The sequence below is a fragment of the Bradyrhizobium sp. ERR14 genome (genome assembly GCF_014198235.1).
Lineage (GTDB): Bacteria > Pseudomonadota > Alphaproteobacteria > Rhizobiales > Xanthobacteraceae > Bradyrhizobium.
Genome location: NZ_JACIHD010000025.1, coordinates 28,632 through 52,305 on the forward strand (window position 1 = coordinate 28,632; position 23,674 = coordinate 52,305).

A 23,674-nucleotide genomic window follows, 5' to 3' on the forward strand; every position below is an offset into this window, starting at 1 on the left:
CTATCCTCCTCCTTGCAGGGCTGCCCACATGTCCTGGTCGCGCTTGTCGGTCCAGATCACGGGATCGTCGATCCCCGACGCCTCGTCATAGGCGCGAGACACGTTGAACGGCAGGCAGTGCTCGTAGATGGCGAAGCTGTGGAATTTCGGATCCATGACCTCGCGGGTCGCCGCCATCGATTCCTTCAGCGTGCGACCCTTGGCCACCGAGATTTCGGCAGCGCCATAGAGCGAGGTGACGAAATCGCGGGTCATCGCGATGGCTTCGCGCACCGTGGCGGTGCCGTTGAGCGCATCGCCGCGGCCCGGCGCGATCGCCTTGGGATTGAAGTTGCGGATCTCGTTCAGCGTCATCGGCCATTCGCGCAAATGCGCATCGCCGCAATAGCAGGCCGAGTGATATTCGATGAGATCGCCGGAGAACATCACTTCGGCATCAGGCACCCAGGCGACGATGTCACCGGAGGTGTGGCCGGCCCCGAGCTGCATCAGCCGCACTTCGCGCTTGCCCAGATAAATCGACATCTCGCCTTCGAACGTCAGCGTCGGCCAGGTCAGGCCGGGGATGCTCTGCGCGTCCTGGAACAGCCGCGGGAAGCGGCCGTACTCGGAATCCCAATCCTGCTTGCCGCGCTCCTCGATCAGCCGATAGGTCTCCTGCGAGGCAACGATGCCTTGCGCCTTGTAGGCGGAGGCCCCCAGCACGCGCACGGCGTGATAGTGCGACAGCACGACGTACTTGATCGGCTTGTCGGTCACGGTGCGGACGCGCTCGATCACCTTGTTCGCCATCGCCGGCGTCGCCTGCGCGTCGAACACCAGGCAACCGTCGTCGCCGACGATCACGGCAGTGTTCGGATCACCCTCGGCGGTGAAGGCGTAGAGATCGGTGCCGATCTCGGAGAAGGTGATTTTCTTTTCCGAGAGGTCACCGGTGGATGCGAAGTTCTTCGCCATCAATTCGTCCTTTGAGTCTTTTGGGCTATTGTTGTTGCTGCTGTTGTTGTTGTTGCTGCTGGCCGTCGATCATGCGGCGCTTGGCAAGCTCGATCGCCTCACGCAGCACACCGATGTCGCCGATATGGTTGGCAAGGATCAGCACCAGTGCCGCGTCGAAATCAGCGCTTTGCTCCTCGGTGAACCCGCGATGCGCTTCGACGATGGCGCGAAAGGCATCGTCCGGCCGCGCAAAGTTGGAGCTGGTAGACAACGGCATGCGAAACCTCAATTGAGCCCTTGAGCCTGCGACAACGCCGCCGCGATCGCTGCGCGCGTTGGATGGCGGAAGCGCGCGGCGACATAGCCATCGGGCCTGAGCAGATAGGCTGTATCAGGCGCGGCGTCGTAGCGCTTTGCGACGAGGCCCGAGGGATCGGCAAGTCCGCCCTCGCCACCGATGCGAATAGTCTTGACCCCGTCGGGCACGTCGATCGCCGCGCCATTGTTGAACGAGAGCAGGGTGAAGTCTGTTCCACCCTTGCGGAAGGCGTCTGTCAGATAGGCCTGCTCGGCAATTGGCGCATCGAGCATGGAGCACCCTGGCGACGGTCCGCCGCCCCACGCATCTGCATCCGGCGACGACAACGGAGAGTCGTAGCTGCACGGCACCGACAGGCGCCCGCCATTGACCATGCGCTTGCCGAACTCGGTCTCCTTGGCCAGCGACAGCACCGCCTTGCGCAGCCGCGCTTCCTGATGCGAGTTCGGCGCCATGAAATCGGTCGAGCGGGTGGATTCGCGGATGTTCTCGTCGGCCGCCAGGCTGCGCTCGGCATGATAGCTCTCGAGCAGGCTGGCGGGCGAGGTGCCGCGCAGCACGCGGTCGAGCTTCCAGGACAGATTTTCCGCGTCCTCGAGTCCCGAGTTCGCACCGCGGGCACCGAACGGCGAGACCTGATGCGCGGAATCGCCGGCAAAAATCACGCGGCCATGGATGAAGCGGTCCATCCGCCGGCACTGGAATTTGTACAGCGAGATCCACTCGAACTCGAACTTGTCGTGGCCGAGCATGCGCGCGATCCGCGGCCGCACGTTCTCCGGCTTCTTCTCGACCACCGGATCGGCGTAGCGATTGAGCTGGAGGTCGATACGCCAGACGTCGTCGGGTTGCCGGTGCAGCAAGGCGGAGCGGCCGGCGTGGAACGGCGGATCGAACCAGAACCAGCGCTCGGTCGGGAATTCCGCGGTCATCTTGACGTCGGCGATCAGGAACTGGTCCTCGAACACCTGCCCCGCAAACTCGGCGCCGACCATCTGCCGCAGCGAGGAGCGGGCGCCGTCGCAGGCGATCACATATTGCGCATGCAAACGGTAGGCGCCCTCCGGCGTTTCGATCGTCAATGCGACGGAATCGTTGCGCTGCTCCAGCGCCGTCACCTTGTTGCGCCAGCGCAGGTCGATCTCGGGCAGATCGCTGATACGATCGACCAGATAGGCTTCGGCGTAGTATTGCTGGAGATTGATGAAGGCGGGCCGCTTGTGGCCGTCCTCGGGCAGGAGGTTGAACTGGTAGAGCAGGGACTCCCCGTGGAAGATCCGGCCGACGCTCCACACCACGCCCTTGGCGACCATGCGGTCGCCGACGCCGAGCCGGTCCCAATATTCCAGCGACCGCTTAGAGAAGCAGATCGCGCGCGAGCCCTCGCCGATGCGGTCGGCATCATCCAGAAGGACGACGCGCTGGCCGCGCTGGGCAAGGTCGATCGCGAGCGACAGCCCGACCGGGCCGGCGCCGACAACCACGACCGGATGCTCGGCCGGGCCTTGGCCGGCGCGGTCCTGATCGGCATGGCGGCGATAGCCGAACTGGGCTTTGGCCTGATAGGTCGTGGCCTGCGCCATACTCGAACCTCGGCTCTGGTCAGGAGAGGCCTGATCTGCTAGATAGTCTCACGTGCAACTATTTTGGACCGGAGCCGGCCGGCCGTCAACTGGAATTCGGAGCGCGCGCCTTGGCGAGGACATCCAGCGACATCGCACTGAAGGCACGCGAAGCCGACGAGGCCTCCGTGCGGCCAAAGGCACGGCTCGACCTGTTCAAGTTCGTGCCGTTCCGCCTCAACCGGCTCGCAGCGGAAGTCAGTTCCGCGCTCGCGGTCGAATACCAGGAACGGCATGGTCTCGACATTCCGGCCTGGCGCGTGATCGCCACGCTCGGGTTCCGCAACGATGCGTGTAGCGCGCAGTACATCGCGCAATGCACCCGCACGCACAAATCCACCATCAGTCGCGCGGTGACTGCGCTGCTCAACGAGGACCTGATCGAGCGGGTCGAGAACGAAGCCGACCGCCGCGAATTCCGCCTGCAACTGACGAAGAAGGGCCGCGCGCTCTACGAAGAGCTGTTCCCGCAGTTGCTGCGGCGGGAAGACGAAATCCTCGCCTGCCTCTCCGCGCAGGAGCGCAAGCAGCTCTCGGTGCTGCTCGGCAAAATCGAAGCGAATCTCGATCTGATCCAAACCAGCGAAGAGGCCGACGCGAAAGAGGCGTATTAGGACGCGTACTCATGGAGGCGCAGACGTCGGCTTTTTGGGAGTCCGGTTGAGAAAGCTTGGTAGGCCCGTGACGGCAGTGGCGTATATAGCGATGCTCCTTATGGCGCTTATCGCAACTCGCGCATACGCCGTTGACATGGGTTATCTGGCTCCCCCCGGAGTCGCTGCAAACAAGTTTCCCTCACCGCAGCGCCCGATCGCTCGAATCGTCAGCCCGCGCCGCTCCGCCGAAGAGCGCCGCGACGCCCTCAATGAGGCCGGTCAAATTGCACGCGTTCTTGAACTGAAACCAGGTATGACAGTCGGTGACATTGGAGCAGGCAGTGGCTACCACACGGTCAGGCTCTCGCACCTCGTCGGACCCGCCGGCTCTGTCGTTGCCCAGGACGTCACGCGGGATTACCTCGTCGAACTCGCCAGGCGAACAAAACTTCTGAAGTTGACGAACGTGCAATTCGCGCTCGGCGAACCCCACGACCCGCGTCTGCCCGCTTCCTCGCTGGACGCAGCAATCCTTGCGCATATGTATCACGAGATAGCCCAACCCTATGCCTTCCTCTACAATCTCGCGCCCGCCTTGAAGCAGGGTGCGCGGGTGGGAATTGTTGATCTTGAGCTTCCGACGTCGAAGCACGGCACGCCAATTGCGCTCTTGCGCTGCGAATTAACTGCCGTCGGCTATCGCGAGGTCGCCACATATAAGCTCGCAGGGGACGGAGGATACCTGGCGATATTCTCTCCCCCGGAGCTAGCGGCTCGAAAATCTCCCCGCGATATCGTTGCTTGTGTGGATCCTGCCGGCACTCGTTGAAACCATATCTGCCGCCCGTCTCGGAGACCGCACACGTCCGAAGAAAAGGTCAGACCGGAATTGCCGATCGAGACTCAAACCCGGCGCTCTCGATCCAGCTCGGCAAGATCGAAGCGAGTCTCGATCTGATCCAGACCAGCAAAGAGGCCGACGCCAAGCAGGCGTATTAGCCGACGCTGTCATTCCGGGGCGCCGCAAAGCGGCGAACCCGGAATCCAGAGATTGTGGCGCGCGATTCTCAGGTGCGCAACTGCGCACATAGTTCGCGCTTCGCGCGCCCCGGAATGACGGCTTCGCCCTCACTTCGCAAACGACCGCGACGGCGGCAGATGCAGCGCCCATGCGTCGACCTTGTCGCTGGCGCGCGGATAAATTTCCGTCACGATCGGATCATGGCCGGGAATGAACCTGTCAGGATGGCCGGCGAGACGCTCGATCGTCTCCCAACCCACCGCCATGTCGCCGACATTGTAGACGATCGGGAACGGGCTCTTGCGCTGCAGATTGGCGTAGTAATGCGCGGCATCGGACGCCAGCACCACCGGCCCGCGCGCGGTCTCCACCTTGACCACCTGCAAGCCGTCCGAATGGCCGCCGACGCGATGCACGGTGACGCCGGGCGCGACCTCGCCGTCGCCGGAATAGAACGTGACGCGCTCGCCATAGACGTGGCGCACCATCTGCGTGACGTGCTCGACCGAGAACGGATGTCGCAGCAGTCCGTTGCACATGCAGCGCCCGGTCGCGTAGGCCATCTCGCGCTCCTGGAGGTGGAAGCGCGTATTCTGGAAGCGATCGAGATTGCCGGCGTGGTCGTAATGCAGATGCGTCACGATGACGTCGCGAATGCTTGACGCCGCGACGCCAAAGCGCTCCAGCGCATCGACCGGATTGAGCGTCAGCTTGCGCGCCCGCGCGCTCGCCTCCTCGGCATTGAAGCCGGTGTCGACCAGGATGTCGCGGCCGTCCCCGCGGATCAGCCAGACGAAGTAGTCGAGGTCCTGCGCCGCGCTGTCATGCGGATCGGGCTGAAGGAAGTTCATGCTGGGGGTGCGCGGCGACATCGTCGCATAGCGCAGGGCGTAAATCTCGTAGGCGTTTCCCATGGTTTTTGCTTTTGCTTTGCTTTTTTGAGTGGATCTTCGGCACGATCCTGCGCACCAAGCCATTCTCCGCTGCAAAGGTCAAACGCCGCGCCGCATCACGGCGGCAGGCCATTCAATGTGAGACCAATCACATTTTCGTCGCCATGGAGTCCCTAACGTCCGCCGGTAAGATCGAGCCGGATCACGTCGAGCACAAACATGACAGCCTGTTTATCCTCCCTGCGGCGCACCCAGGCGTTGCGGTCAATCGTCGCGATAACGCCGAATCTCCAAGCAGTTGACGCCCCCCGTCCCCGGTTTGATAATGCAGGAAGCGTAAGTTAAGGTCGCCGCGGCGCAAGCTGGGAACGGCGCCTTTTTGGCTGGACCGCGCTGATTATGAAAATTCGCTTCTTTTTTCTTCTGCCCTTGCTCGTCTCGCTCGTCCCGACTGCCCCATCGCTTGCGGCCGGTGACCGCTTTGCGCTGGTCATCGGCAACGCCAAATATCCGGATGCGGATGCTCCGCTGAAGGAACCGATCAACGATGCCCGTGACGTCGCCGACGAGCTCAAGCGCGACGGCTTTTCGGTCGAGATCGGCGAGAATCTGACCGGCGACGGCATGCGCCGCGCCTTCGACAAGCTCTACGGCAAGATCAAGCCGGGATCGGTGGCGCTGGTGTTCTTCAGCGGCTTCGGCATCCAGTCGGCGCGCCAGAGCTACATGCTGCCGATCGATGCACAGATCTGGACCGAATCCGACGTGCGCCGCGACGGTTTCAGCCTCGAGACCGTCCTCGGCGAGCTCAACACCCGCGGCGCCGGCGTCAAGATCGCGCTGGTCGACGCCTCCAGGCGCAATCCGTTCGAGCGCCGGTTCCGCAGCTTCTCGGCCGGCCTGACCCCGGTGATCGCGCCGAACGGAACGCTGGTGATGTATTCGGCGGCGCTGGCCTCGGTGGTCTCCGACGCCGGCGGCGAGCACAGCCTGTTCGTCCAGGAGCTCCTGAAGGAAATCCGGGTCCCCGACCTGATGGCCGAGGAGACGCTGAACCGGACCAAGATGGGAGTCACCCGGGCTTCGCGCGGCGAGCAGGTGCCTTGGATATCCTCTTCATTGGCCGAAGATTTCTCGTTCAGCCCGGGAGCCGGCGGATCGCGTCCGGCACCGTCGACGCCGCCCGCGCCTCCCGCGCCGCCGCCGGTGGTAGCCAACAACCCGCCCCCGTCACCACCCGCGCCGCCGACACCGCCTCCGCCGCCGAAGCCGGCCGACACCGCGGCAGCACCCGCGCCTGCTTCTCCACCTCCTGCGCCTGCGCCGGCCCCCACGCCGAAGCCGCAGGTCGAGGCCGCCCTGCCCCCGCCGCCACCGCCGGTCAAGCCGATTGATCCCGCTCCGGCACCGAGCACCGACAGCGGGCCGAGCGCCGCCGCGCTGGCCGACGATCCCACGATCAAGAGCCTGACCTCCAAGATTGCCGCCAATCCGGATGACGTGAACGCGCTGTACCGGCGCGGCCAGGTCTATGCCAGCAAGGGCGCCTACAACCTCGCCATCAAGGATTTCGACGACACGCTCCGGATCAACACCAAGGATGTCGAGGCGCTGAACAACCGCTGCTGGACCCGCACCGTGGTCGGCGACCTCCAGGGCGCGCTGAAGGATTGCAACGAGGCGTTGCGGCTGCGGCCCAACTTCGTCGACGCGCTGGACAGCCGCGGGCTCGTCAACCTCAAATCGGGCGCGGTCAAGAATGCCATCGCCGATTTCGATGCGGCCCTGAGGATCAACCCGCGTCTGACCTCCTCGCTTTATGGGCGCGGCCTCGCCAAGCAGCGCAATGGCTCCGCCCAGGAAGGCGCGCTTGATATCGCCAATGCCAAAGCGATGGATCCGAACATCGTTCAGGAGTTCGCAAGCTACGGAGTGCGCTAGTATTTTTTTGAATTGAGGCAGGCGGCGCCTCGAACCCCTGGTGGCCCAGGGAAGACTAACGAACGGAGCCGCAGGCAGCCTTCCCCGGGGGGCTCGTTGCAGGAACTTTGGCAGGAATTTTCGAACCGCGCGAGCTCGCTGCGCAGGAGGGACTGGCTATGAAATCGGCTGCAAAGGGACTTACCGCGATTCTGTCCATCATCACTCTTGGCGCTGCGCTGTCGCTGCCGGCCTTCGCCGGCGATGACGGCAACAGCAAGAACGTCACCGAGGACGACATCGTCCGCGCGCTGGCGCCCCCGGCCAAGAAGCCCCTGACCCGCGGCCTCTCGCTCGCCCCCCAGGCCGATCCCGCACCGAACGCCGCCGAGAGCAAGCTGATCCAGTCGGTGCGCGGCCGCTCGACGCGTTCGCTGTCCTCGACCGAGCGCGAGGAAATCGCATCGGTCGCCAAGGACAAGCCGAACATCGATCTCGAAATCACGTTCGACTACAACTCCGCCAATATCAGCGCCAAGTCGATGCCATCCGTGCAGGCGCTCGGTCGCGCGCTGACCAGTCCCGACCTGAAGGGCTCCACCTTCGTGGTGGCCGGCCACACCGATGCCGCCGGCGGCGAAACCTACAACCAGGACCTGTCGGAACGCCGCGCGGATGCGATCAAGCGCTACCTCGTCGACAAGTACAGCATCTCCGCCACCGACCTCGTCACCGTCGGCTACGGCAAGAGCAAGCTGAAAAATCCGAGCCAGCCGATGGCTGAGGCCAACCGCCGCGTGCAGGTCGTCAACATGGAAAACAAGACCACCGCATCGAAGTGAGCACGACAAAATCCTCTGAAGTGACAAGTCGTGATGTGGTGTAAAGTCTCGCTTCCAGAGCGCGTCCCGCAGCCTTGCGGGACGCCGCTTTGTTTCAGGGAAATGCTCTCGATGGGCCTCGCGCGGATGGCCGTGAGCCAGGCCAGGATGATCCGGCGATGAACCTCTCCGAATATCTCAAGCCTGCCGGAACCGTGATGTTCGTCGTCGCGCTCGGCGTCGGCTATTACCTGTTCGAGCATCGCAAGCGCGCCGAGCCGAAGGAGACGCAGAGCGAGGCGCTCGTCATCGTGACGAAGTCGACCAATGCCTGCTTCTCCGACCTTGTACGGGTGACCGGCTTCTTCGTGCCGCGCCGCGAGGCCGTGGTCATCGCCGACCAGGAGGGATCCAAGGTCACCGATCTCTTCGTCACCGAGGGCACCGTCGTTGCCGACAACCAGGAGCTGGCGCGCCTGACGGCGCCGCCGCAGATCCCGGGCCAGCCGCAGAGACCCGGTCCGCAAGGTCCGATCTCGCTGAAATCACCTGCGCCGGGCCTCATCACCGAGGTCCGCACCATCGTCGGCGCGCCTGCTTCCCCGCAGGCCGGCCCGATGTTCCGCATCGCCGTGAACAACGAGATCGAGCTCGATGCTCAGGTTCCGGCGGTGCACATGCCCAAGCTCAACTCCGGCGCCACCGTGCGCATCAGCCGCGATGACGCGCCCGATCTGATCGGCCGGGTCCGGCTGGTTGCGCCCGAGATCGACCGCGCCACGCAGCTCGGCCGCGTCCGCATCAGCGTCACCAACAATCCGTCGCTGAAGGTCGGCGTGTTCGCCCGCGCCTCGATCGACGCCAAGCGAAGCTGCGGCGTCTCGATCCCCAAGACCGCGATCGACCATCTCACCATTCAGGTCGTCAAGGGCAACATCATCGAGACGCGCAAGGTGCGGGTCGGGCTCTCGTCCGACAACGCGACGGAAATCCTGGAAGGCCTCGACGTCGGCGAAATCGTCGTGGCCGACGCCGGCTCTTCGCTCCATGACGGCGACCAGATCAAGACCATGTTCGCCGATGAACTCGATCGCACGCGGGTACGCTGATGGCTCTCAATATCTCGGCTTGGTCGATCCGGAATCCGCTGCCGTCGGTCGTCTTCTCGATCATTCTTCTGATCCTCGGCTGGGTGTCTTTCACCAAGCTCGCGGTGACGCGGCTGCCTTCGGCCGACATTCCCGTGATCTCGGTCGTGGTGTCGCAGTTCGGCGCGGCGCCCGCCGAGCTCGAATCGCAGGTGACCAAGACGGTCGAAGACGCCGTCTCCGGCGTCGAGGGCGTGCGGCACATTACCTCACAGATCACCGACGGTGTGTCGGTCACCACCATCCAGTTCGCGCTGGAGACCAACACCGACCGCGCGCTCAACGACGTCAAGGACGCGGTGACGCGTGTGCGCTCGAACCTGCCGCAGAACGTCACCGAGCCGCTGATCCAGCGCGTCGACGTGATCGGCCTGCCGATCGTCACCTATGCCGCGATCTCGCCCGGCAAGACGCCGGAGCAGCTCTCCTACTTCGTCGACGACGTGGTCAAGCGCGCACTGCAAGGCGTGCGCGGCGTCGCCCAGGTCGAGCGCATCGGCGGTGTCGAGCGCGAAATTCTGGTCTCGCTCGATCCCGACCGTTTGCAGGCGATGGGGCTGACCGCGGTCAATGTCAGCCAGAGCCTGCGCGGCACCAATGTCGACGTCGCCGGCGGCCGCGCCGAGATCGGCAAGAACGACCAGGCCATCCGCACGCTCGCCGGCGCCAAGACGCTGAGCGACCTTGCCGGCACCATGATCCCGCTGTTCGGCGGCGGCGAGGTCCGGCTCGACGACCTCGGTACCGTCACTGACACCATCGCCGACCGCCGCACCTTCGCCCGCTTCAACGGCGAGCCGATCGTCGCGCTCGGTATCAAGCGCTCCAAGGGCGCCAGCGACGTCAAGGTGGCCGAGGCCGTGCAGAAGCGCATCGACGTACTCAAGGCCGCCTATCCCGACGTCGACCTGAAGGTGATCGACACCTCGGTCGAATATACCAACGGCAATTACCACGCGGCGATCTCGACCCTGTTCGAAGGCGCCATCCTCGCCGTTGTCATCGTGCTCTTGTTCCTGCGCGACCTGCGCGCCACCATCATCGCCGCGATCTCGCTGCCCTTGTCGATCTTCCCGGCGTTCTGGGCGATGGACCTGCTCGGCTTCTCGCTGAACCTCGTCAGCTTCCTCGCCATCACGCTGTCGACGGGTATTCTGGTCGACGACGCCATCGTCGAGATCGAGAACATCGTCAGGCACATGAACATGGGCAAGTCGCCCTATCGTGCCGCCCTCGAAGCCGCCGACGAGATCGGCCTCGCGGTGATCGCGATCTCGCTCACCATCATCGCGATCTTCGCACCGGCGAGCTTCATGTCGGGCATCGCCGGACAGTTCTTCAAGCAGTTCGGCATCACCGTCTCGGTGCAGGTGTTCTTCTCGCTGCTCGCCGCGCGCTTCGTCACGCCGGTGCTCGCCGCCTACTTCCTCAAGCCCGGCACTCACGAAGAACCGCCGCCCGGCCGCGTGCTGCGGGCCTATCACCGGATCGTGGCCTGGTCGGTAAAACACTATTTCATCACGGTGCTGGTCGGCTTCGGCATCTTCGCCGCCTCGATCTGGAGCATTACGCTGTTGCCGCAGGGTTTTCTGCCGGCGCAGGACAGTTCGCGCTCACTGCTGGCCCTCGAGCTGCCGCCGGGCACCCAGCTTGCCTATACCGAGAAGGTCACCGAGGACATCGTCGCGCGGCTGCGCAAGCGGCCCGAGGTGAAGAGCATCTTCGTCGACGGCGGGCGCGTCCCGCCGGGCACCCAGGAAGTCCGGCGCGCCGCACTGATCATCAATTACACGCCCAAGGATGCCCGCGACATCACCCAGCGCGAGCTCGAATTCTCGATCAGCCAGGAGCTGGAGAACATCCCAGACATCCGCTTCTGGTTCCTCGACGAGAACGGTCTGCGCGCCATCTCGCTGGTCGTGACCGGTGTCGACGCCAACATCGTCAACAATTTCGCGAGCGAGCTCGCGACGCAGATGAAGCGGATTCCGACCATCTCCAACGTGATCTCGGAAACCACGCTGGAGCGGCCCGAGCTGCGCGTCGAACCGCGCGCCGATCTCGCGGCGCGGCTCGGCGTCTCGACTGAAAGCCTGTCGCAGACCATCCGCGTCGCCACCATCGGCGACGTCGGACCCGCGCTCGCCAAGTTCGACGTCGGCGACCGTCTGGTGCCGATCCGCGTGCAGCTCGAGGATGCCGCGCGCGGCAATCTGAAGACGCTGGAACAGTTGCGCGTGCCGCTCGGCGAGCACGGCGAGAAGGGCGGCGTGCCGCTCTCGGTCATCGCCGACGTCAAGCTCGACCAGGGTCCGACCAGCATCAACCGCTACGATCGCGAGCGGCAGGCGACGGTCGCCGCCGACCTCGTCGGCTCCGCCGCACTCGGCGACGCCACCAAGAAGATCTACGATCTGCCGGTGATGAAGAGCCGGCCGAAGGGCGTGAAGGTCTCTCCCTCCGGCGACGCCGAAAGCCTCAACGAGCTGTCGGACGGCTTCGCCACCGCGATCACGGCGGGCCTGATGATGGTCTACGCCGTGCTGGTGCTGCTGTTCGGCACCTTCCTGCAGCCGATCACCATCCTGTTCTCGCTGCCGCTCTCGATCGGCGGCGCCATCGCGGCCCTGCTCCTCACCGGCAAGCAGCTCACCACACCGGTGTGGATCGGCATTCTGATGCTGATGGGCATCGTCACCAAGAACGCGATCATGCTGGTGGAATTCGCGATCGAAGCCATTCACGCCGGCAAGCCGCGCGAAGAGGCGATGATCGACGCCGGCATGAAGCGCGCCCGGCCGATCGTGATGACCACGATCGCGATGGCCGCGGGCATGATGCCGAGCGCGCTCGCGGTCGGCGCTGGCGGCGAGTTCCGCTCGCCGATGGCGCTCGCGGTGATCGGCGGCCTGATCTTCTCCACCATCCTGTCGCTGGTGTTCGTGCCCGCGATGTTCATGGTGATGGACGATTTTGGCGCCCTGATCTGGCGCTTCGCCAAGCGGCTGATCGTGCACAGCGAGGACGCCGAGACGGACAGTCATCACGGCGCGGCGCCGGCATCGAAAGACGTTGCCCACCGTGCTGCGGAGTAAGATTTCGGGCGAGTAGCCGGGCGCGTTAACGCAGGGCGCCTCAAGGCGCTATGTTACCCCAATAGCTTTCACGCGGATCACGCTCGGCCCTGGGTCTGCACCGGCAAGCCCTGCATTCGCGGGCTGTGCGGCTGAGCCCTACTCGTTCCGCGCGATCGCGGTCAGCTTGGTCATGTTCCTGAGCAGGATGCGGCCACGCTGAAGATCGAGGATCGCTTCCTTGCGCCAGGCCTGCAGCTGGCGGTTGACGCTCTCGCGGGCGGCGCCGACGAAGACGCCGAGCTGCTCCTGCGAGATGTGCACCTCGGAACCGAAATCGGCGGCCAGCGCGCAGAGCCGCCGCGCCAGGCGCACCGGCAGCGGCTGCAGCATCGATTCCTCCATGCGCTCGCTCTGCCAGCGGATGCGCTGGCACAGCAATGCGATGATCTTGATCGCGACCTTCGGCTCGCGCTCGAGGAAGCTGAGGAAATCTTCGCGCCGCAGCACGAACAATTCGCTGGCCTCGCCAGCGGTCGCATCCGCGGTCCGATTCTGGCCGTCCAGCACCGCGACTTCGCCGAACAGGTCGCCGGGGCCCATGAAATTGAGCGTGAGCCGGCTGCCGTCGGAGGCACCTGTCTCGATGCGGACCTGGCCGCGGCGCACGCCGAACAGCGCGTTGCCAGGATCGCCCTTCTGGAACAGCACCTCGCCGTTCCCCAGATGCTGGGTGTGACAGAGATTGGACAGCCGCTGGAGCTCGTCTGCACCGAGATCCGCGAACATCGCGTTCATCTTCAAAATGACCGCAAATTCGGCCTGCTTGCTCATTTCAATGTCCTTGTGAAGTCCTGGTCAGTCATCTTGTCAGACGCTTGGCAAATCGCTTGAAACCATCACCATCAGGATCGCGTAAAACCGCGCCGGGGAAGTGTGTCATAAGTCACATAACTTTGCAGCACCCCCTGACTATTTTTACGCGCTTGGAGCCGCTTCCCGTCCGGGGATAAACTCGGCCGCGAAGGATGGATAACCGGCGGGATTCGACGCCGATTGTCCGTCAGTGGAAAGTCGAGATGAGAGTAGTAAAATTCGCCGGCGCGGCATTGGCCGCCGTCATCATCGTGATCGCACTCCTGCTGGTGGTCGGAATCCCCTCGGGCTTCCTGACGTCGACGATCGCCTCGCGCGTCGAGAGCGCGACCGGCTACCGTCTGTCGATCGACGGCACCACCAAGATCAGCCTGTGGCCGACGCTGAACGTCACCCTGAACGACCTCTCGCTTGCCGATCCCCGGGATCGCAGCGGCATCACGCGCCTGACGATCGACAGCGTGCAGGCCGACATGTCGCTCTCCAGCGTGTGGTCGGGCCGCCCTGAGATCCGCGAGCTGATCGTCACCCATCCGGTGCTTTACCAGCCGCTGCTGCGTGAACGCCTGCCGAACACGGGGGGCTCGTCGAAACCGCCACTCGCGCTCGACGCGGATGGCGCGACCATCGACCGCGTCAAGATCACCGACGGCGAAGTCGCATTCTCGCGCGTGCGCGACCGCGTCGAGGGCCGCATCAGTGCCATCAACGCCGACGCGACCATCGGCCGCGACCGCAAGGTCAATGTCACTGGCACCGCGCGCGTCGGCGACCACCCGACCAAGTTCGACATCAAGGCGACCACGCCGGCGCCGCCGGCCGACCGGCCGACGATCCCGGTGGATTTCGCCATCGACATGCCCGACGTGTTGAAGTCTCAGCTCAACGGTCATGCCGAGATGCGAATGAACGGCGACGTCGTGATGATCAACGGCGTGAATGGCCGGCTCGGCGATGGCACATTCAACGGCTGGGCTTCGGTCGACATTGCCAGCAAGCCGCTGGTCAAGCTCGACCTCGACTTCCAGCGGCTGGCGATTCCGCTGGCGAAATCGCCGGAGGGCGCCGCCGGGCAGCCCTGGAGCAATGCGCCGATCGACGTCTCCGGGCTCAATTATGTCGATGCGCAAGTGCGGATCTCCGCGAACGAAGCCGTGATCGGTGATGCCCGCATCGCGCCTCTGGCGCTCGATGCGAAGCTCGCCGGCGGCGTGCTGAAGGCGGGGACCGCCAATCTCGGCGCCTATGGCGGCCAGGTCTCCGGCGAGGTGATCCTCGATGCAACCACCGGCGCGCCGAGCTTTGCCATGCATTCCGATCTCGTCGGCGTGCGTGCGCTGCCGCTGCTTCAGGGCCTCGCCGAATTCGACCGCATCGACGGCAAGCTGCAGGCCAAGCTCGCTCTTCGCAGCGCGGGCACCAGCCAGCGCGCGCTGATGGCGAACATGCAGGGCACGGCCTTCGTCAATTTCCAGGACGGCGCCATCCGCGGCATCAATGTCGCGCAGATGATCCGTTCGCTGACATCGGGCACGCTGTCCGGCTGGCAGGACAACCAGAATGCCGGCCAGGAGCAAAGCACCGACCTGTCGCAGCTTTCGGCCTCGTTCCGCATCGACAAGGGCCAGGCCGTGACGACGGATCTCAACCTGATCGGGCCGCTGGTGCGCGTCACCGGCGCGGGCACCATCGCCCTCGACACCAAGATGATGGGTTTTCGCGTCGAGCCGAAGCTGGTGATGACGACCGAAGGTCAGGGCCGCGCCAATGAGCCTGTCGGCTTCGGCATTCCCGTGATGATCCAGGGCAGCTGGTCGCAGCCCAAGATCTACCCCGACATGGCCGGCATGCTGGACAATCCCGACGCCGCCTATGCCAAGCTGCGCGAGATGGGCAAGGGCCTGTTCGGTCCTGATGGCGCCGGGCTCGGCAACATTCTGGGCAGCCTTGGTCTCGGCGGCACGCCTGCGCCCGGCGGCAATGCGGCCGGCAACGCCAATCCGCAAGCCCAGCAGCCGGGCCAGAACAATTTGCTCGGCGGCCCGCTGGGCGAGGCGATTGGCAATTTGATTCAGCAGGGGCTGTCCAGCGGCGCGGGAAGCAGCACTGGCGCCGCGCCGGGCAGTGGCCGCAGCCGCAGCCTGCCGGCAACGCCCTCCACGCCCGCGCCGCAGTCCTCGCCCGCGGCTCCGGCCCTTGAGGACCCGCCGGTCGCGCAGCAGGACAGTCAGCCAATGAACGACGTGCTGCGGCAACTCTTTAACCGGTGATTGGCGGATTGGCGGGCTTAGCTCCACGGCAATCCCCTTACATCAGCTTCCCCGCCACCGGCTTCCTCCGAACGGATGAGGCTGCGGCAACTCACCGGCCTTTCGCCGGCCCCCGCGTCCACAGGGAGTAACCACGCCGGCCGGTCCCCGGCCCGCGCGGCGGTCCTTTGGCCCAAATTGTGATAGAACGGCCGGGAAGGGCCTGCATGGCCCGTGAGCGCGCAGCGTCGATGGCGGCGCGAGAGGATCGGGATGGCAGGAGCGAACGACAAGACACGGTTTCTGCGCGAGGGCCTGTTCGCCAAATACGTCGTCTCCCTCGTCGGCCTCGTCGTGTTCGTGCTCGCCGTCAACGGCGCGATGGAGACCTGGATCTCCTACCGCGCCACCAAGACCCAGCTGACCGACGGGCTGGAGGACAAGGCGCAAGCCGCCGCCCGGCGGATCGAGCAGTCGATCTCCGAGCTCGATCGCCAGATCAGCTGGGTGACGCGGGCGAGCCAGGACACCCTCGAAAAGCGCCGTGCCGACTACGCATCGCTGCTGCACCAGGTCTCGGTCGTCAACCAGCTGTTCCAGCTCAACGGCGAGGGCCGCGAGGTGCTGCGCGTCTCGCGCCAGTCGACCACCACCGGCAGCAATGCCGACCTCTCCCGCGACATGCGCTTCACCGACACCGTCGCCCGCGGCGTCAGCTATGCGCCGGCCTGGTTCGCCGACCGGACGCCGTTCATGTCGATCTCGGTGGCGCATTCCGGCTTCAATGCCGGCGTCACCGTGGCAGAGATCGACCTCAGCTTTCTCTCCGATTTCCTGTCCGACGCGCAGGTCGGCAAGGCCGCCTTTGCCTATGTCGTCGATCCCCGCGGCCGCGTGCTGGCGACGTCGTCGAAGGGGCCCGATGTCGGCAAGGATTTGTCGAAGCTGCCGCAGGTGGCGGCCGCGATCGCGCCCGGCCATGAGGGCGACAGTTCGGGCACCGACTTCAACGGCCATGCGGTGATGAGCGCCGCGAGCACGGTGCCGAAACTCGGCTGGAGCGTGCTGTTCGAGCAGCCGACCACGCAGGCCCTGACGCCGATCCGCGACCAGCTGGTGCGCATCGCGCTCTTGATCGGCATGGGCCTCATGGTCGCGATCCTCGCCGGCACGCTGCTCGCCCGCCGCATGATCATCCCGATCACGGCGCTGCGCGACGGCGCCTACAGGCTCGGCGAGGGCGATTTCAATCACCGCATCGAAGTACGCACCTCGGACGAGCTGGAAGACCTCGCCGGCCAGTTCAACCGCATGGCCGGCCAGATCCAGGAGACCTATTCGGACCTGGAGACCAAGGTCGAGGAGCGCACGCGCGATCTGGCGCAGTCGATCAACGAGCTGAAGGTGCTGGAGGAGGTCGGCCGCGCCGTCGCCTCCTCGCTCGATCTCAACGCCGTGCTGCCGACGATCGCCGCGCGCGCGATCGAGATCACCCATGCCGATGCGGTGCTGATCTACGGCTTCGATGCCGAGACGCGGCGCTTCAACCTGGTCGAAGCCAACGGTATCGACAAATCCGCCGACGGCGCCCATGTCACCATCGACGAAGGCCAGAACATCCTGAGCGATGCCGCCGAAAGCGGCGAGCCGATCGCGATCGCCGAGCTTGGCGCCGCCGCCGAGCAGCCGCTGCGCGAGGTCGCCATCGCGGCCGGCTTCCACTCGGTGCTGGTGGTGCCGCTGGTCGACCAGCAGGGCACGCTCGGCTCGCTGGTGGTGCTGCGCCGCGCGAGCGGCGAGTTCGCCGCCAGCATCATCGGCCTGATGCGCACCTTCGCCAACCAGGCCGTGCTGGCGATGCGCAATGCGCGGCTGTTCACCGAGGTCGACCACAAGAGCCACGCCCTGGAGACGGCGAACGAGACCGTGCGCGCCCAGGCCGACAAGCTGCGCGAGCAGACCGAGCAATTGAAGAACTGGAACAAGTCGCTCGAGGAGCGCGTCAAGACCCAGCTCGGCGAGATCGAGCGCATCCGCAAGCTCGAGCGTTTCCTGGCGCCGCAGGTGGCGCAGCTGATCGCCTCCTCCGACAGCCCGGAAGGGCTGCTTACCAGCCAGCGCCGCGAGGTGACCGTGGTGTTCTGCGATCTGCGCGGCTTCACCGCGTTCACGGAAGCGACCGAGCCGGAAGAGGCGATGAACGTGCTGCGCGAATATCACGCCGCGCTCGGCAAGCTGATCTTCAAATATGAAGGCACGCTCGACAAATATGCCGGCGACGGCGTGATGATCCTGTTCAACGCGCCGATCCAGTTCGAGGACCACACCAAGCGCGCCGTGAAGATGGCGGTGGAGATGCGCGACACCATCGGCCCGCTGACCGAGCGCTGGCGCAACCGCGGGCACAGCCTCGGCTTCGGCATCGGCATCGCGGTCGGCTATGCCACGCTCGGCCAGGTCGGCTTCGAGCAGCGGCTGGAATATGCCGCGATCGGCAGCGTCACCAACCTCGCCTCGCGCCTCTGCGGCGAAGCCAAGCCCAACCAGATCGTGGTAAGCCGCCGCGTCTACGGCATCGTCGAGCCCTGGGTCGAAGCGCGCGCCCTCGATGATCTCCAGCTCAAGGGTTTCAATCACCCCGTGCTGGCGATGGAGATCTTGAACTGGCGCGAGGAAGTCGAGAACGTGGTGGACGCCTCGGCGGTGCGGCGAAGGGGGTAAAGCTGGCGTTGGCGCTGGTGTAGCCCGGATGGAGCGAAGCGAAATCCGGGGTCGTGCCACAAGCGACGGCAGTCCCGGATTGCGCTTCGCTCCATCCGGGCTACAGGCCATTGTATCGCTCACCGACAGCATTTCACGATCCCGCGGCACATTGCGCCCGGGTTTTGCTTGGTCTAGCCACCCTTCGAAATGGAAGGGCGCAGGGAAGACCGGGCACCGGCTGGCACCCGCAAGACCCCTGTGCATGAGTGCGTGGTATTCGCTCACAGGGGAGAAAACAGGTGCGGCCGAATGCCCGGCCTTCCCTGCGCAGTGGTTGAAACGGCTTATGTCGCGCTCTCGCCGGTGAGTCGATCCCTTTGCCACCGTTGTCTTGCAGCTTTCAAGGGATGCGCAGGTCCGGTCGGACCAGCGCACCGCTGCAAGACTTGACGCCGGATATTCGGGCGTCACGACCACACGATTTTGCCGTACGCGAGGCAGCACCGTCGTACACGCGCCCGCTGATCGCTCACGGGGAGACCCCGCCCTGCGACCGCATCTGGCGCCAACGCCGCCCGCGTCCACCGCCCCTCACCCCACGAACCCTGACGATCGCGATCCGTCCCTTACCATGGGATGAGTTAGAAGGGAGCATAGGGTGTTTCGTTTTTCCAGTAAAGCGAATTTTGGATTATTCGAATGACAAATTCGGATACCGAGCAAACGACCCCGTGCACAGTAGACGGGGGTTGTCGGATCAATGGGTTATGAGAGACAGTCGAGGCGACCGACCTCTATTTGGACGACCACAGCTACAGGTGACCCATGCTGACGACGAAGCGCAAGCCGGCCACGGTCGGCGATCCTCATCGAGCGACGTCGATCCGCTCGATGACGGGCGCTGTGGGGACAGTGGACTCCCCGGGGTCGTCCCGGCGAACGCCGGGACCCACCGCGTGATCTATCGGTTGCGTGAGGTTCGACGTACCGAATACCTCATCTTCGCCAAACTTCTCCCTGTCGTTATGGGTCCCGGCGTTCGCCGGGACGACAGCGGAGCTTGAGGCGACGGCGGTGCCGACAATCCCCTTCCCCCGAACCATATCCCTGCTCCCCGCGACTAACCCTCGCCTCAACGGCGAGGCGATTCCAATGGAGACCACCTGTGGCGCTTGCCTTGCCTTCGCGCGCTTATGATCTGCAGATGCTGGACCGTCCCGCCGATCGCGCGCGTGACCACGGCTGGGTCTTTGGCCTGCCGCCGGGCATCAGCAGCGAGCAATGGCCGCTCGATCCCGTCACCGGCTATCCGCTGATGCACGGCTTCACCTTGCTGCTGCCGGAGGATTACCGCGTCCATGGCGAGGACATCGTCGCAGTGTCGTTCTTTGCCACCGCGCCCGATCACAATGACGGCGGCGCGCCCGATGACCCTGAAATCCGCGAGGCCGTGCAGGCGCGCACCTCGCATCCGCGGCTGTCGCGCATGACCGATATCCTCGACTACGAATATGCTGCGCTGCTGCTGACCAGGGCCGAATATGACGGCCCGTTCGCGACACCGCCGGCGCCGCTTGCGCTGGCGACGGCCGACCGGCCGCGCTGGCTCGATATCGGCGGCGCCAGCGCCTTCTTCGAGACGGCCGCGCCGTTCGCGCAAAAGATGTTCGCCGGCCCGCCGCGTGCCGAACTGGCCGCGAACCTCGCGATCGCGCTGACGCCGCGCGCTGATGATCCCAACGCCGGCAAGGCCCCGCAGGACCCGCACATTCCGCGCGACCCGCCGACCGGCTATCAGTCCTATTATTACTTTGAGGGCGGCGTCCCGACCGCCGACAATTACCGCCTGCACGATTGGTGCAAGGACCACGCCCGCAACCATCTCGGCGGCACGATGCGGCCGTGCCAGGCGGTGCCGGAGATGAGCCCGTTCTACATCGAGTTCGAGGAATATTTCGGCGGCTACAATCTTGGCAGCGGCAACGCGCAACTCGACTTCAAAGACATGAAGTTCGACTGGGCGTGCGACTGATCACGCCCCCCGCTTCGGCCCGATCGCCTCGAAGCCGGCCTTCTGCTCGTCGCTCAGATCAGCCTCGAAATCGTCGAGCGCATCGGTGACGCCGTTCACGGCTTGCAGCATCGTCTCCAGCCGCGCCTTTGCGGCGGTGAGGCGCGCCTGCGGAGTCGCAGCGGCTTCCGCCGGGCAGGCGCTCAGCGTCTGCATCGTGCGCAGCGTGGTGTCCTGCAGCACCTCGAAGCGGGCGCGGGCGGTCTCGTCGAGGCGGAGCGTGGTGGCAATGTCGCCCGCGGGCCATTGCTGCTGCACGAGCTGCTCGTACTGCCGCTGCAGCTTCTCGTCATAGCGCGGATCGCTGTCGGCGTCGCAGGCGTTTGAGGCCTGCGCATCCTTGCTCGTATCCTTGCTCGTATCCTTGCGCTGCATGGCCGCGAGCGCGGCACGGCGCTCATTGCCGAGAGCGTTGAGCCGGGCCTTCTGATCGTCATCGAGCGACTTGGTGAACTTCGCCAGCGGCGGCGCGATCGCATCAGTTGCCTTGATCATGGCCTCGAGCCGCTCGCGCATCAGGCCGAGGCGCTCCGCCGCGGTCGCGGGCACTTGCGATGGGCAGGCGGCACGGATGCTGTCGCGGGCTTCGCTCCAGGCATTTACGAGCTCGTCGAGCGTGGTGCGTTGCAATTCGTTGGGCTGCACGGTGGAGGCGATGCGATCCACCGGAAAGCCGGGGGGATCGCTGGCATCGCAAACGTTCTGCGCCGACGGAATTCGGCGCGCGCGTTTGCCCTGCGGCGCGGTGTAGGCGGCCAGCTCGGCGGCCGCGTAGGGCGCAAAGATCGCAGCGTAGATGTCGCCATAGCCATAAAGCGAGAGGCTGGTCGCATCGCCGAAGATCACGGCATTGGTGAGGTCGTCATGCGCGAACGGCCAGAACACCGGCCCGACCCAGCCGTAGCTGCCGTCGGGATGACGCCACCAGCCCTGCGGGCGGCGACCGCCCTGCCAGCCTGAAAGCGCGGCCTGCGCCGTGAGCGCCGCGCGCAGGACGTAAGGGTTGGCTGGCTGGCCGCGCTCGGCACCGCGCGGATCTTGCGATCTCAAGGCAGCGGAGCGGTAGCGGCCGCCCCGCACTGCCATACGGGAATGGCGCAGCCGCGACATGCCGATCATGTGGCCGACGGCGAAACGGGCGACACCGAACGGGCCGCCACGCAATCCGAACTGCGCTTCAGCCTTACCAGGCAGCAGCAGGGCCGCAATCATGATGGTGGCACCCGCCAGCGCCAGTCCCACGCGTCCTGACACGACCGCTGACCTGACCAATTCGGCCTCCTCCCAGCCAAGCGCGCACTGCGTCGCATCGAGATGACGCGCCGGGGAACCAAATGTTCCTTGGGAATACAGGGCAAAGCGTCGCGGTTGATCTCTCAGGCTGGGCAATTGCCTGTGGTGCAGGATCGGCGCTCGGCTTCCTCTCCCGCAAGCGGGAGAGGAAGAGCAAGACCGCCCCTCACTCCGCCTTTTGCGGCATCACAAACGTCTGGCCGGGATAGATCAGATTGGGATTGTGGATCTTGTCGCGGTTGGCCTTGAAGATCACGGCGTAGCGGGCGCCGTCGCCATAGGCGAGCCGGCTGAGTGCCCACAGGCTGTCGCCGCGGGAGATCACCCGGCTGCCTGTCTCTGCCGGCGCAACGCTGAGGGCGTCCGCCGGCGAGGCAGATGCAACGGTCGTCGCCGCTGGCGCCCTCGCCATGACCCGGGGCTTCGGCGCGCCGCCCAGCCTCGGCCGGACCGCGGGCCTGTCGGATGCCGAGGCGAGGTGCGGCGAGGCCGACGGCAGGGATGCCACGACATCCGATTTGTCGTCGGGCTTCTCGGCTTGCTTCGAATCTTGCCGCACGTCTTGCCTTGCGACCGGTGCCGGACGCACGGGCGGCGGCGCCACCGCGGCGATGGTCACCGGCATGGTCCGGCTGGACTGCATGACCGTGCCATCCGGCGCCCTGGCGCGGAGCGTCAATTCATAGGAGCCGGCGGGAAGCTGCGGCGGGGTCATCACGAACTGGCCCGAGGCGTCGGCAGTCACCGTATCGAGCGGCTTGCCGTCGCGCAGCAGCTCGACCGTTGCCCCCGGCGCGGCCTGGCCCGCGATCACCGCGGCCTCGCCGTGATCGTCGACGCGGGCGACGTCGAAACGGGGGCCGGTGTCGGCGACAGCCGGCGGCGGCTTGACCGGTGCAAGATCGGCGAGCGCGGCCGTGACCTGCTTCTGGGTCTCGGCCAGCGCGCCCGCCTTCGGCTCGGGAGCTGGTGCGGGCGCAGGCGGCGTGGCGGCGGCAAGCTTTGGCTGTTCCGGTTTCGGCTCCGGCTTGAGCTCGGCCTTGGCTTCGACCTTGGGTTCGACCTTGGCCTCGGGCGTGGCGGCGACGACGGTCTTGGTCCCGTCCGGCAGCAGGCGGCGCAGCTCGGTCGGGCCGATCACCAGCACGGTGCCGACCAGGGCGAGCAGGCAAAGAGCAATGAAGGCCTTGGATGCGGTCATCATCGGAAAAGAACCTTGGATGGCAAATCAGCCGAGGGGGCAAGGTGCGCCGAATTGGCTGCGGCAGCAAGACGGTCGATGGGATGAGACCGCCGTCCCGGCACTCAGGGATGAACCGGCGCCACCCCGCCGGCGTCAAATCTCGCGAGACCGCATCGCGGCATTTTTTGAGGAATTTTCCCGTGACCACATTTTGCCGTTCCGCCCCAAATCTGGCGCTCGGTCTGGCCCTCGGGCTGGCGCTTGCCCTGACGCTCACAGCTTCCCCAGCGCTCGCAGCCTCCGGCCCGCCGCCGGGCTTCGTCCTCACCGACAATGCCGACCTCGCCTTCACCTCGCCTGACGGTGCCACCAGGCTCGAGCAATACATGAAGGACAGTGAAGACCTGTTCGAGGTCAAATGGCAGGTCTGGGCGCGACGCGGCGACCAGATGACGGAGCTGAAGCCGGAGCAGGGCTACGGCGCGGGCTTCCGCTTCACCAGCGACTCGCAATGGCTGGTGCGGATGCAGAAGACCGGCTCAGGCTCGCAGGATCTGTTTCTCTATCATGTCGAGAACGGCGCCTTCGTCAGCGCGACGAAACAATCACTCAGCGATCTCGCCTGGGCCTATTTCCACAGCCGTCCCGACACGAAGAAGATGAAGCTCGACTACCATATCTCGGCCAATCTGATGAAGAGCACCGAAACTGCCTATCGCTGGCTCGGCGTTGACTGGCCCAACAACCGCTACCTGCTGATCTCGCTGTCGGGCGAAATGGACAAGCATCCGAAGAACGTCGCCGTGAAAGGGCTCGCGGACTGGAAATGCCGCTATGACCTCAAGACCGGCCAGTTCGATGTCCCCAAGATGTTCGCCAAGGGCAACGCGGAAGCGCTGAACTGGGAGATCAAGCGGTGAATGGTGGTCTCGTAGGGTGGGCAAAG

Annotated in this window: 18 protein-coding genes and 1 pseudogene; 12 read left to right on the forward strand and 7 right to left on the reverse strand. The window is 65.3% G+C overall.

Annotated features, from left to right (window positions below):
* The 3 genes from GGD62_RS35990 to GGD62_RS36000 are packed head-to-tail and all read right to left on the reverse strand — an operon-like array spanning position 1 to position 2,841.
* The gene (locus GGD62_RS35990; RefSeq protein ID WP_179739711.1) at positions 1 to 957 is read right to left on the reverse strand and encodes an MBL fold metallo-hydrolase; all 957 of its coding nucleotides are present in this window, start codon (positions 955 to 957) and stop codon (positions 1 to 3) included.
* 25 nt (positions 958 to 982) lie between these two features.
* Positions 983 to 1,216 (reverse strand): DUF2783 domain-containing protein, encoded by a 234-nt coding sequence (locus GGD62_RS35995; RefSeq protein WP_183237879.1) that lies wholly within the window; start codon positions 1,214 to 1,216, stop codon positions 983 to 985.
* An 8-nt stretch (positions 1,217 to 1,224) separates the two neighbouring features.
* Positions 1,225 to 2,841 (reverse strand): FAD-dependent oxidoreductase, encoded by a 1,617-nt coding sequence (locus GGD62_RS36000; RefSeq protein WP_183713145.1) that lies wholly within the window; start codon positions 2,839 to 2,841, stop codon positions 1,225 to 1,227.
* Positions 2,842 to 2,951: 110 nt separating this feature from the next.
* On the opposite strand from GGD62_RS36000, the gene GGD62_RS36005 reads away from it, so the two are divergent.
* The 3 genes and pseudogenes from GGD62_RS36005 to GGD62_RS41765 all read left to right on the forward strand — a co-directional run.
* Positions 2,952 to 3,494, forward strand: a complete 543-nt coding sequence (locus GGD62_RS36005) for a MarR family winged helix-turn-helix transcriptional regulator (protein WP_018321574.1) — start codon at positions 2,952 to 2,954, stop codon at positions 3,492 to 3,494.
* 100 nt (positions 3,495 to 3,594) lie between these two features.
* Positions 3,595 to 4,305: a class I SAM-dependent methyltransferase gene (locus GGD62_RS36010; protein ID WP_246800424.1), complete on the forward strand. Its 711-nt coding sequence runs from the start codon at positions 3,595 to 3,597 to the stop codon at positions 4,303 to 4,305.
* Between the two features lie 86 nt (positions 4,306 to 4,391).
* Positions 4,392 to 4,475 (forward strand): annotated as a pseudogene (locus GGD62_RS41765) (MarR family transcriptional regulator); the annotation flags it as partial.
* Between the two features lie 129 nt (positions 4,476 to 4,604).
* Here the strand turns inward: GGD62_RS41765 and GGD62_RS36015 are convergent.
* Entirely contained in the window at positions 4,605 to 5,411 is an 807-nt protein-coding gene (locus tag GGD62_RS36015) for an N-acyl homoserine lactonase family protein (RefSeq protein ID WP_183713150.1), read from the reverse strand.
* An 11-nt stretch (positions 5,412 to 5,422) separates the two neighbouring features.
* Between GGD62_RS36015 and GGD62_RS36020 the strand changes: the two genes are divergently transcribed.
* The 5 genes from GGD62_RS36020 to GGD62_RS36040 all read left to right on the forward strand — a co-directional run bounded on the left by GGD62_RS36020 (position 5,423) and on the right by GGD62_RS36040 (position 12,374).
* Positions 5,423 to 5,692, forward strand: a complete 270-nt coding sequence (locus tag GGD62_RS36020) for a hypothetical protein (RefSeq protein ID WP_183713153.1) — start codon at positions 5,423 to 5,425, stop codon at positions 5,690 to 5,692.
* A gap of 97 nt (positions 5,693 to 5,789) precedes the next feature.
* Entirely contained in the window at positions 5,790 to 7,331 is a 1,542-nt protein-coding gene (locus tag GGD62_RS36025) for a caspase family protein (protein WP_183713156.1), read from the forward strand.
* A 158-nt stretch (positions 7,332 to 7,489) separates the two neighbouring features.
* Entirely contained in the window at positions 7,490 to 8,152 is a 663-nt protein-coding gene (locus GGD62_RS36030; protein WP_026202583.1) for an OmpA family protein, read from the forward strand.
* 158 nt (positions 8,153 to 8,310) lie between these two features.
* On the forward strand, positions 8,311 to 9,240 hold the full coding sequence (locus GGD62_RS36035) for an efflux RND transporter periplasmic adaptor subunit (RefSeq protein WP_018321581.1): 930 nt from the start codon (positions 8,311 to 8,313) through the stop codon (positions 9,238 to 9,240).
* Positions 9,240 to 12,374, forward strand: a complete 3,135-nt coding sequence (locus GGD62_RS36040) for an efflux RND transporter permease subunit (protein WP_092261379.1) — start codon at positions 9,240 to 9,242, stop codon at positions 12,372 to 12,374. The genes GGD62_RS36035 and GGD62_RS36040 overlap by 1 nt, the downstream gene beginning before the upstream one ends.
* A 138-nt stretch (positions 12,375 to 12,512) precedes the next feature.
* Here the strand turns inward: GGD62_RS36040 and GGD62_RS36045 are convergent, their stop codons facing one another.
* Complete coding sequence (locus tag GGD62_RS36045; RefSeq protein WP_018321583.1) at positions 12,513 to 13,187, reverse strand: Crp/Fnr family transcriptional regulator; 675 nt, start codon at positions 13,185 to 13,187, stop codon at positions 12,513 to 12,515.
* 245 nt (positions 13,188 to 13,432) lie between these two features.
* Here GGD62_RS36045 and GGD62_RS36050 point away from each other — a divergent pair, with 245 nt between their 5' ends.
* The 3 genes from GGD62_RS36050 (at position 13,433) to GGD62_RS36060 (ending at position 20,213) form a co-directional block, all read left to right on the forward strand.
* Positions 13,433 to 15,499 carry an AsmA family protein gene (locus GGD62_RS36050; protein ID WP_183713159.1) on the forward strand — a complete coding sequence of 689 codons (2,067 nt, stop codon included), beginning with the start codon at positions 13,433 to 13,435 and terminating at the stop codon, positions 15,497 to 15,499.
* A gap of 252 nt (positions 15,500 to 15,751) precedes the next feature.
* Entirely contained in the window at positions 15,752 to 18,199 is a 2,448-nt protein-coding gene (locus GGD62_RS36055) for an adenylate/guanylate cyclase domain-containing protein (RefSeq protein ID WP_183713162.1), read from the forward strand.
* A 1,186-nt stretch (positions 18,200 to 19,385) separates the two neighbouring features.
* Complete coding sequence (locus tag GGD62_RS36060; protein ID WP_210318037.1) at positions 19,386 to 20,213, forward strand: hypothetical protein; 828 nt, start codon at positions 19,386 to 19,388, stop codon at positions 20,211 to 20,213.
* On the opposite strand, the gene GGD62_RS36065 is transcribed toward GGD62_RS36060, so the two are convergent.
* Together GGD62_RS36065 and GGD62_RS36070 are read right to left on the reverse strand one after the other, a co-directional pair.
* Positions 20,214 to 21,464, reverse strand: a complete 1,251-nt coding sequence (locus tag GGD62_RS36065; protein WP_246800426.1) for a Spy/CpxP family protein refolding chaperone — start codon at positions 21,462 to 21,464, stop codon at positions 20,214 to 20,216.
* Between the two features lie 247 nt (positions 21,465 to 21,711).
* Entirely contained in the window at positions 21,712 to 22,749 is a 1,038-nt protein-coding gene (locus tag GGD62_RS36070; protein ID WP_183713172.1) for a LysM peptidoglycan-binding domain-containing protein, read from the reverse strand.
* Positions 22,750 to 22,928: 179 nt separating this feature from the next.
* On the opposite strand from GGD62_RS36070, the gene GGD62_RS36075 reads away from it, so the two are divergent.
* Positions 22,929 to 23,648 carry a hypothetical protein gene (locus GGD62_RS36075; protein WP_409333981.1) on the forward strand — a complete coding sequence of 240 codons (720 nt, stop codon included), beginning with the start codon at positions 22,929 to 22,931 and terminating at the stop codon, positions 23,646 to 23,648.
* The last annotated feature ends 26 nt before the right edge of the window (positions 23,649 to 23,674 follow it).

What these genes read in the sequence shown, in the direction of transcription:
- GGD62_RS35990 (WP_179739711.1), bottom strand. Translation starts at nt 957, where the DNA reads ATGGCGAAGAACTTCGCATCCACCGGTGACCTCTCGGAAAAGAAAATC.
- GGD62_RS35995 (WP_183237879.1), bottom strand. Translation starts at nt 1,216, where the DNA reads ATGCCGTTGTCTACCAGCTCCAACTTTGCGCGGCCGGACGATGCCTTT.
- GGD62_RS36000 (WP_183713145.1), bottom strand. Translation starts at nt 2,841, where the DNA reads ATGGCGCAGGCCACGACCTATCAGGCCAAAGCCCAGTTCGGCTATCGC.
- GGD62_RS36010 (WP_246800424.1), top strand. Translation starts at nt 3,595, where the DNA reads ATGGCGCTTATCGCAACTCGCGCATACGCCGTTGACATGGGTTATCTG.
- GGD62_RS36015 (WP_183713150.1), bottom strand. Translation starts at nt 5,411, where the DNA reads ATGGGAAACGCCTACGAGATTTACGCCCTGCGCTATGCGACGATGTCG.
- GGD62_RS36025 (WP_183713156.1), top strand. Translation starts at nt 5,790, where the DNA reads ATGAAAATTCGCTTCTTTTTTCTTCTGCCCTTGCTCGTCTCGCTCGTC.
- GGD62_RS36030 (WP_026202583.1), top strand. Translation starts at nt 7,490, where the DNA reads ATGAAATCGGCTGCAAAGGGACTTACCGCGATTCTGTCCATCATCACT.
- GGD62_RS36035 (WP_018321581.1), top strand. Translation starts at nt 8,311, where the DNA reads ATGAACCTCTCCGAATATCTCAAGCCTGCCGGAACCGTGATGTTCGTC.
- GGD62_RS36040 (WP_092261379.1), top strand. Translation starts at nt 9,240, where the DNA reads ATGGCTCTCAATATCTCGGCTTGGTCGATCCGGAATCCGCTGCCGTCG.
- GGD62_RS36045 (WP_018321583.1), bottom strand. Translation starts at nt 13,187, where the DNA reads ATGAGCAAGCAGGCCGAATTTGCGGTCATTTTGAAGATGAACGCGATG.
- GGD62_RS36050 (WP_183713159.1), top strand. Translation starts at nt 13,433, where the DNA reads ATGAGAGTAGTAAAATTCGCCGGCGCGGCATTGGCCGCCGTCATCATC.
- GGD62_RS36055 (WP_183713162.1), top strand. Translation starts at nt 15,752, where the DNA reads ATGGCAGGAGCGAACGACAAGACACGGTTTCTGCGCGAGGGCCTGTTC.
- GGD62_RS36060 (WP_210318037.1), top strand. Translation starts at nt 19,386, where the DNA reads ATGCTGGACCGTCCCGCCGATCGCGCGCGTGACCACGGCTGGGTCTTT.
- GGD62_RS36065 (WP_246800426.1), bottom strand. Translation starts at nt 21,464, where the DNA reads ATGATTGCGGCCCTGCTGCTGCCTGGTAAGGCTGAAGCGCAGTTCGGA.
- GGD62_RS36070 (WP_183713172.1), bottom strand. Translation starts at nt 22,749, where the DNA reads ATGATGACCGCATCCAAGGCCTTCATTGCTCTTTGCCTGCTCGCCCTG.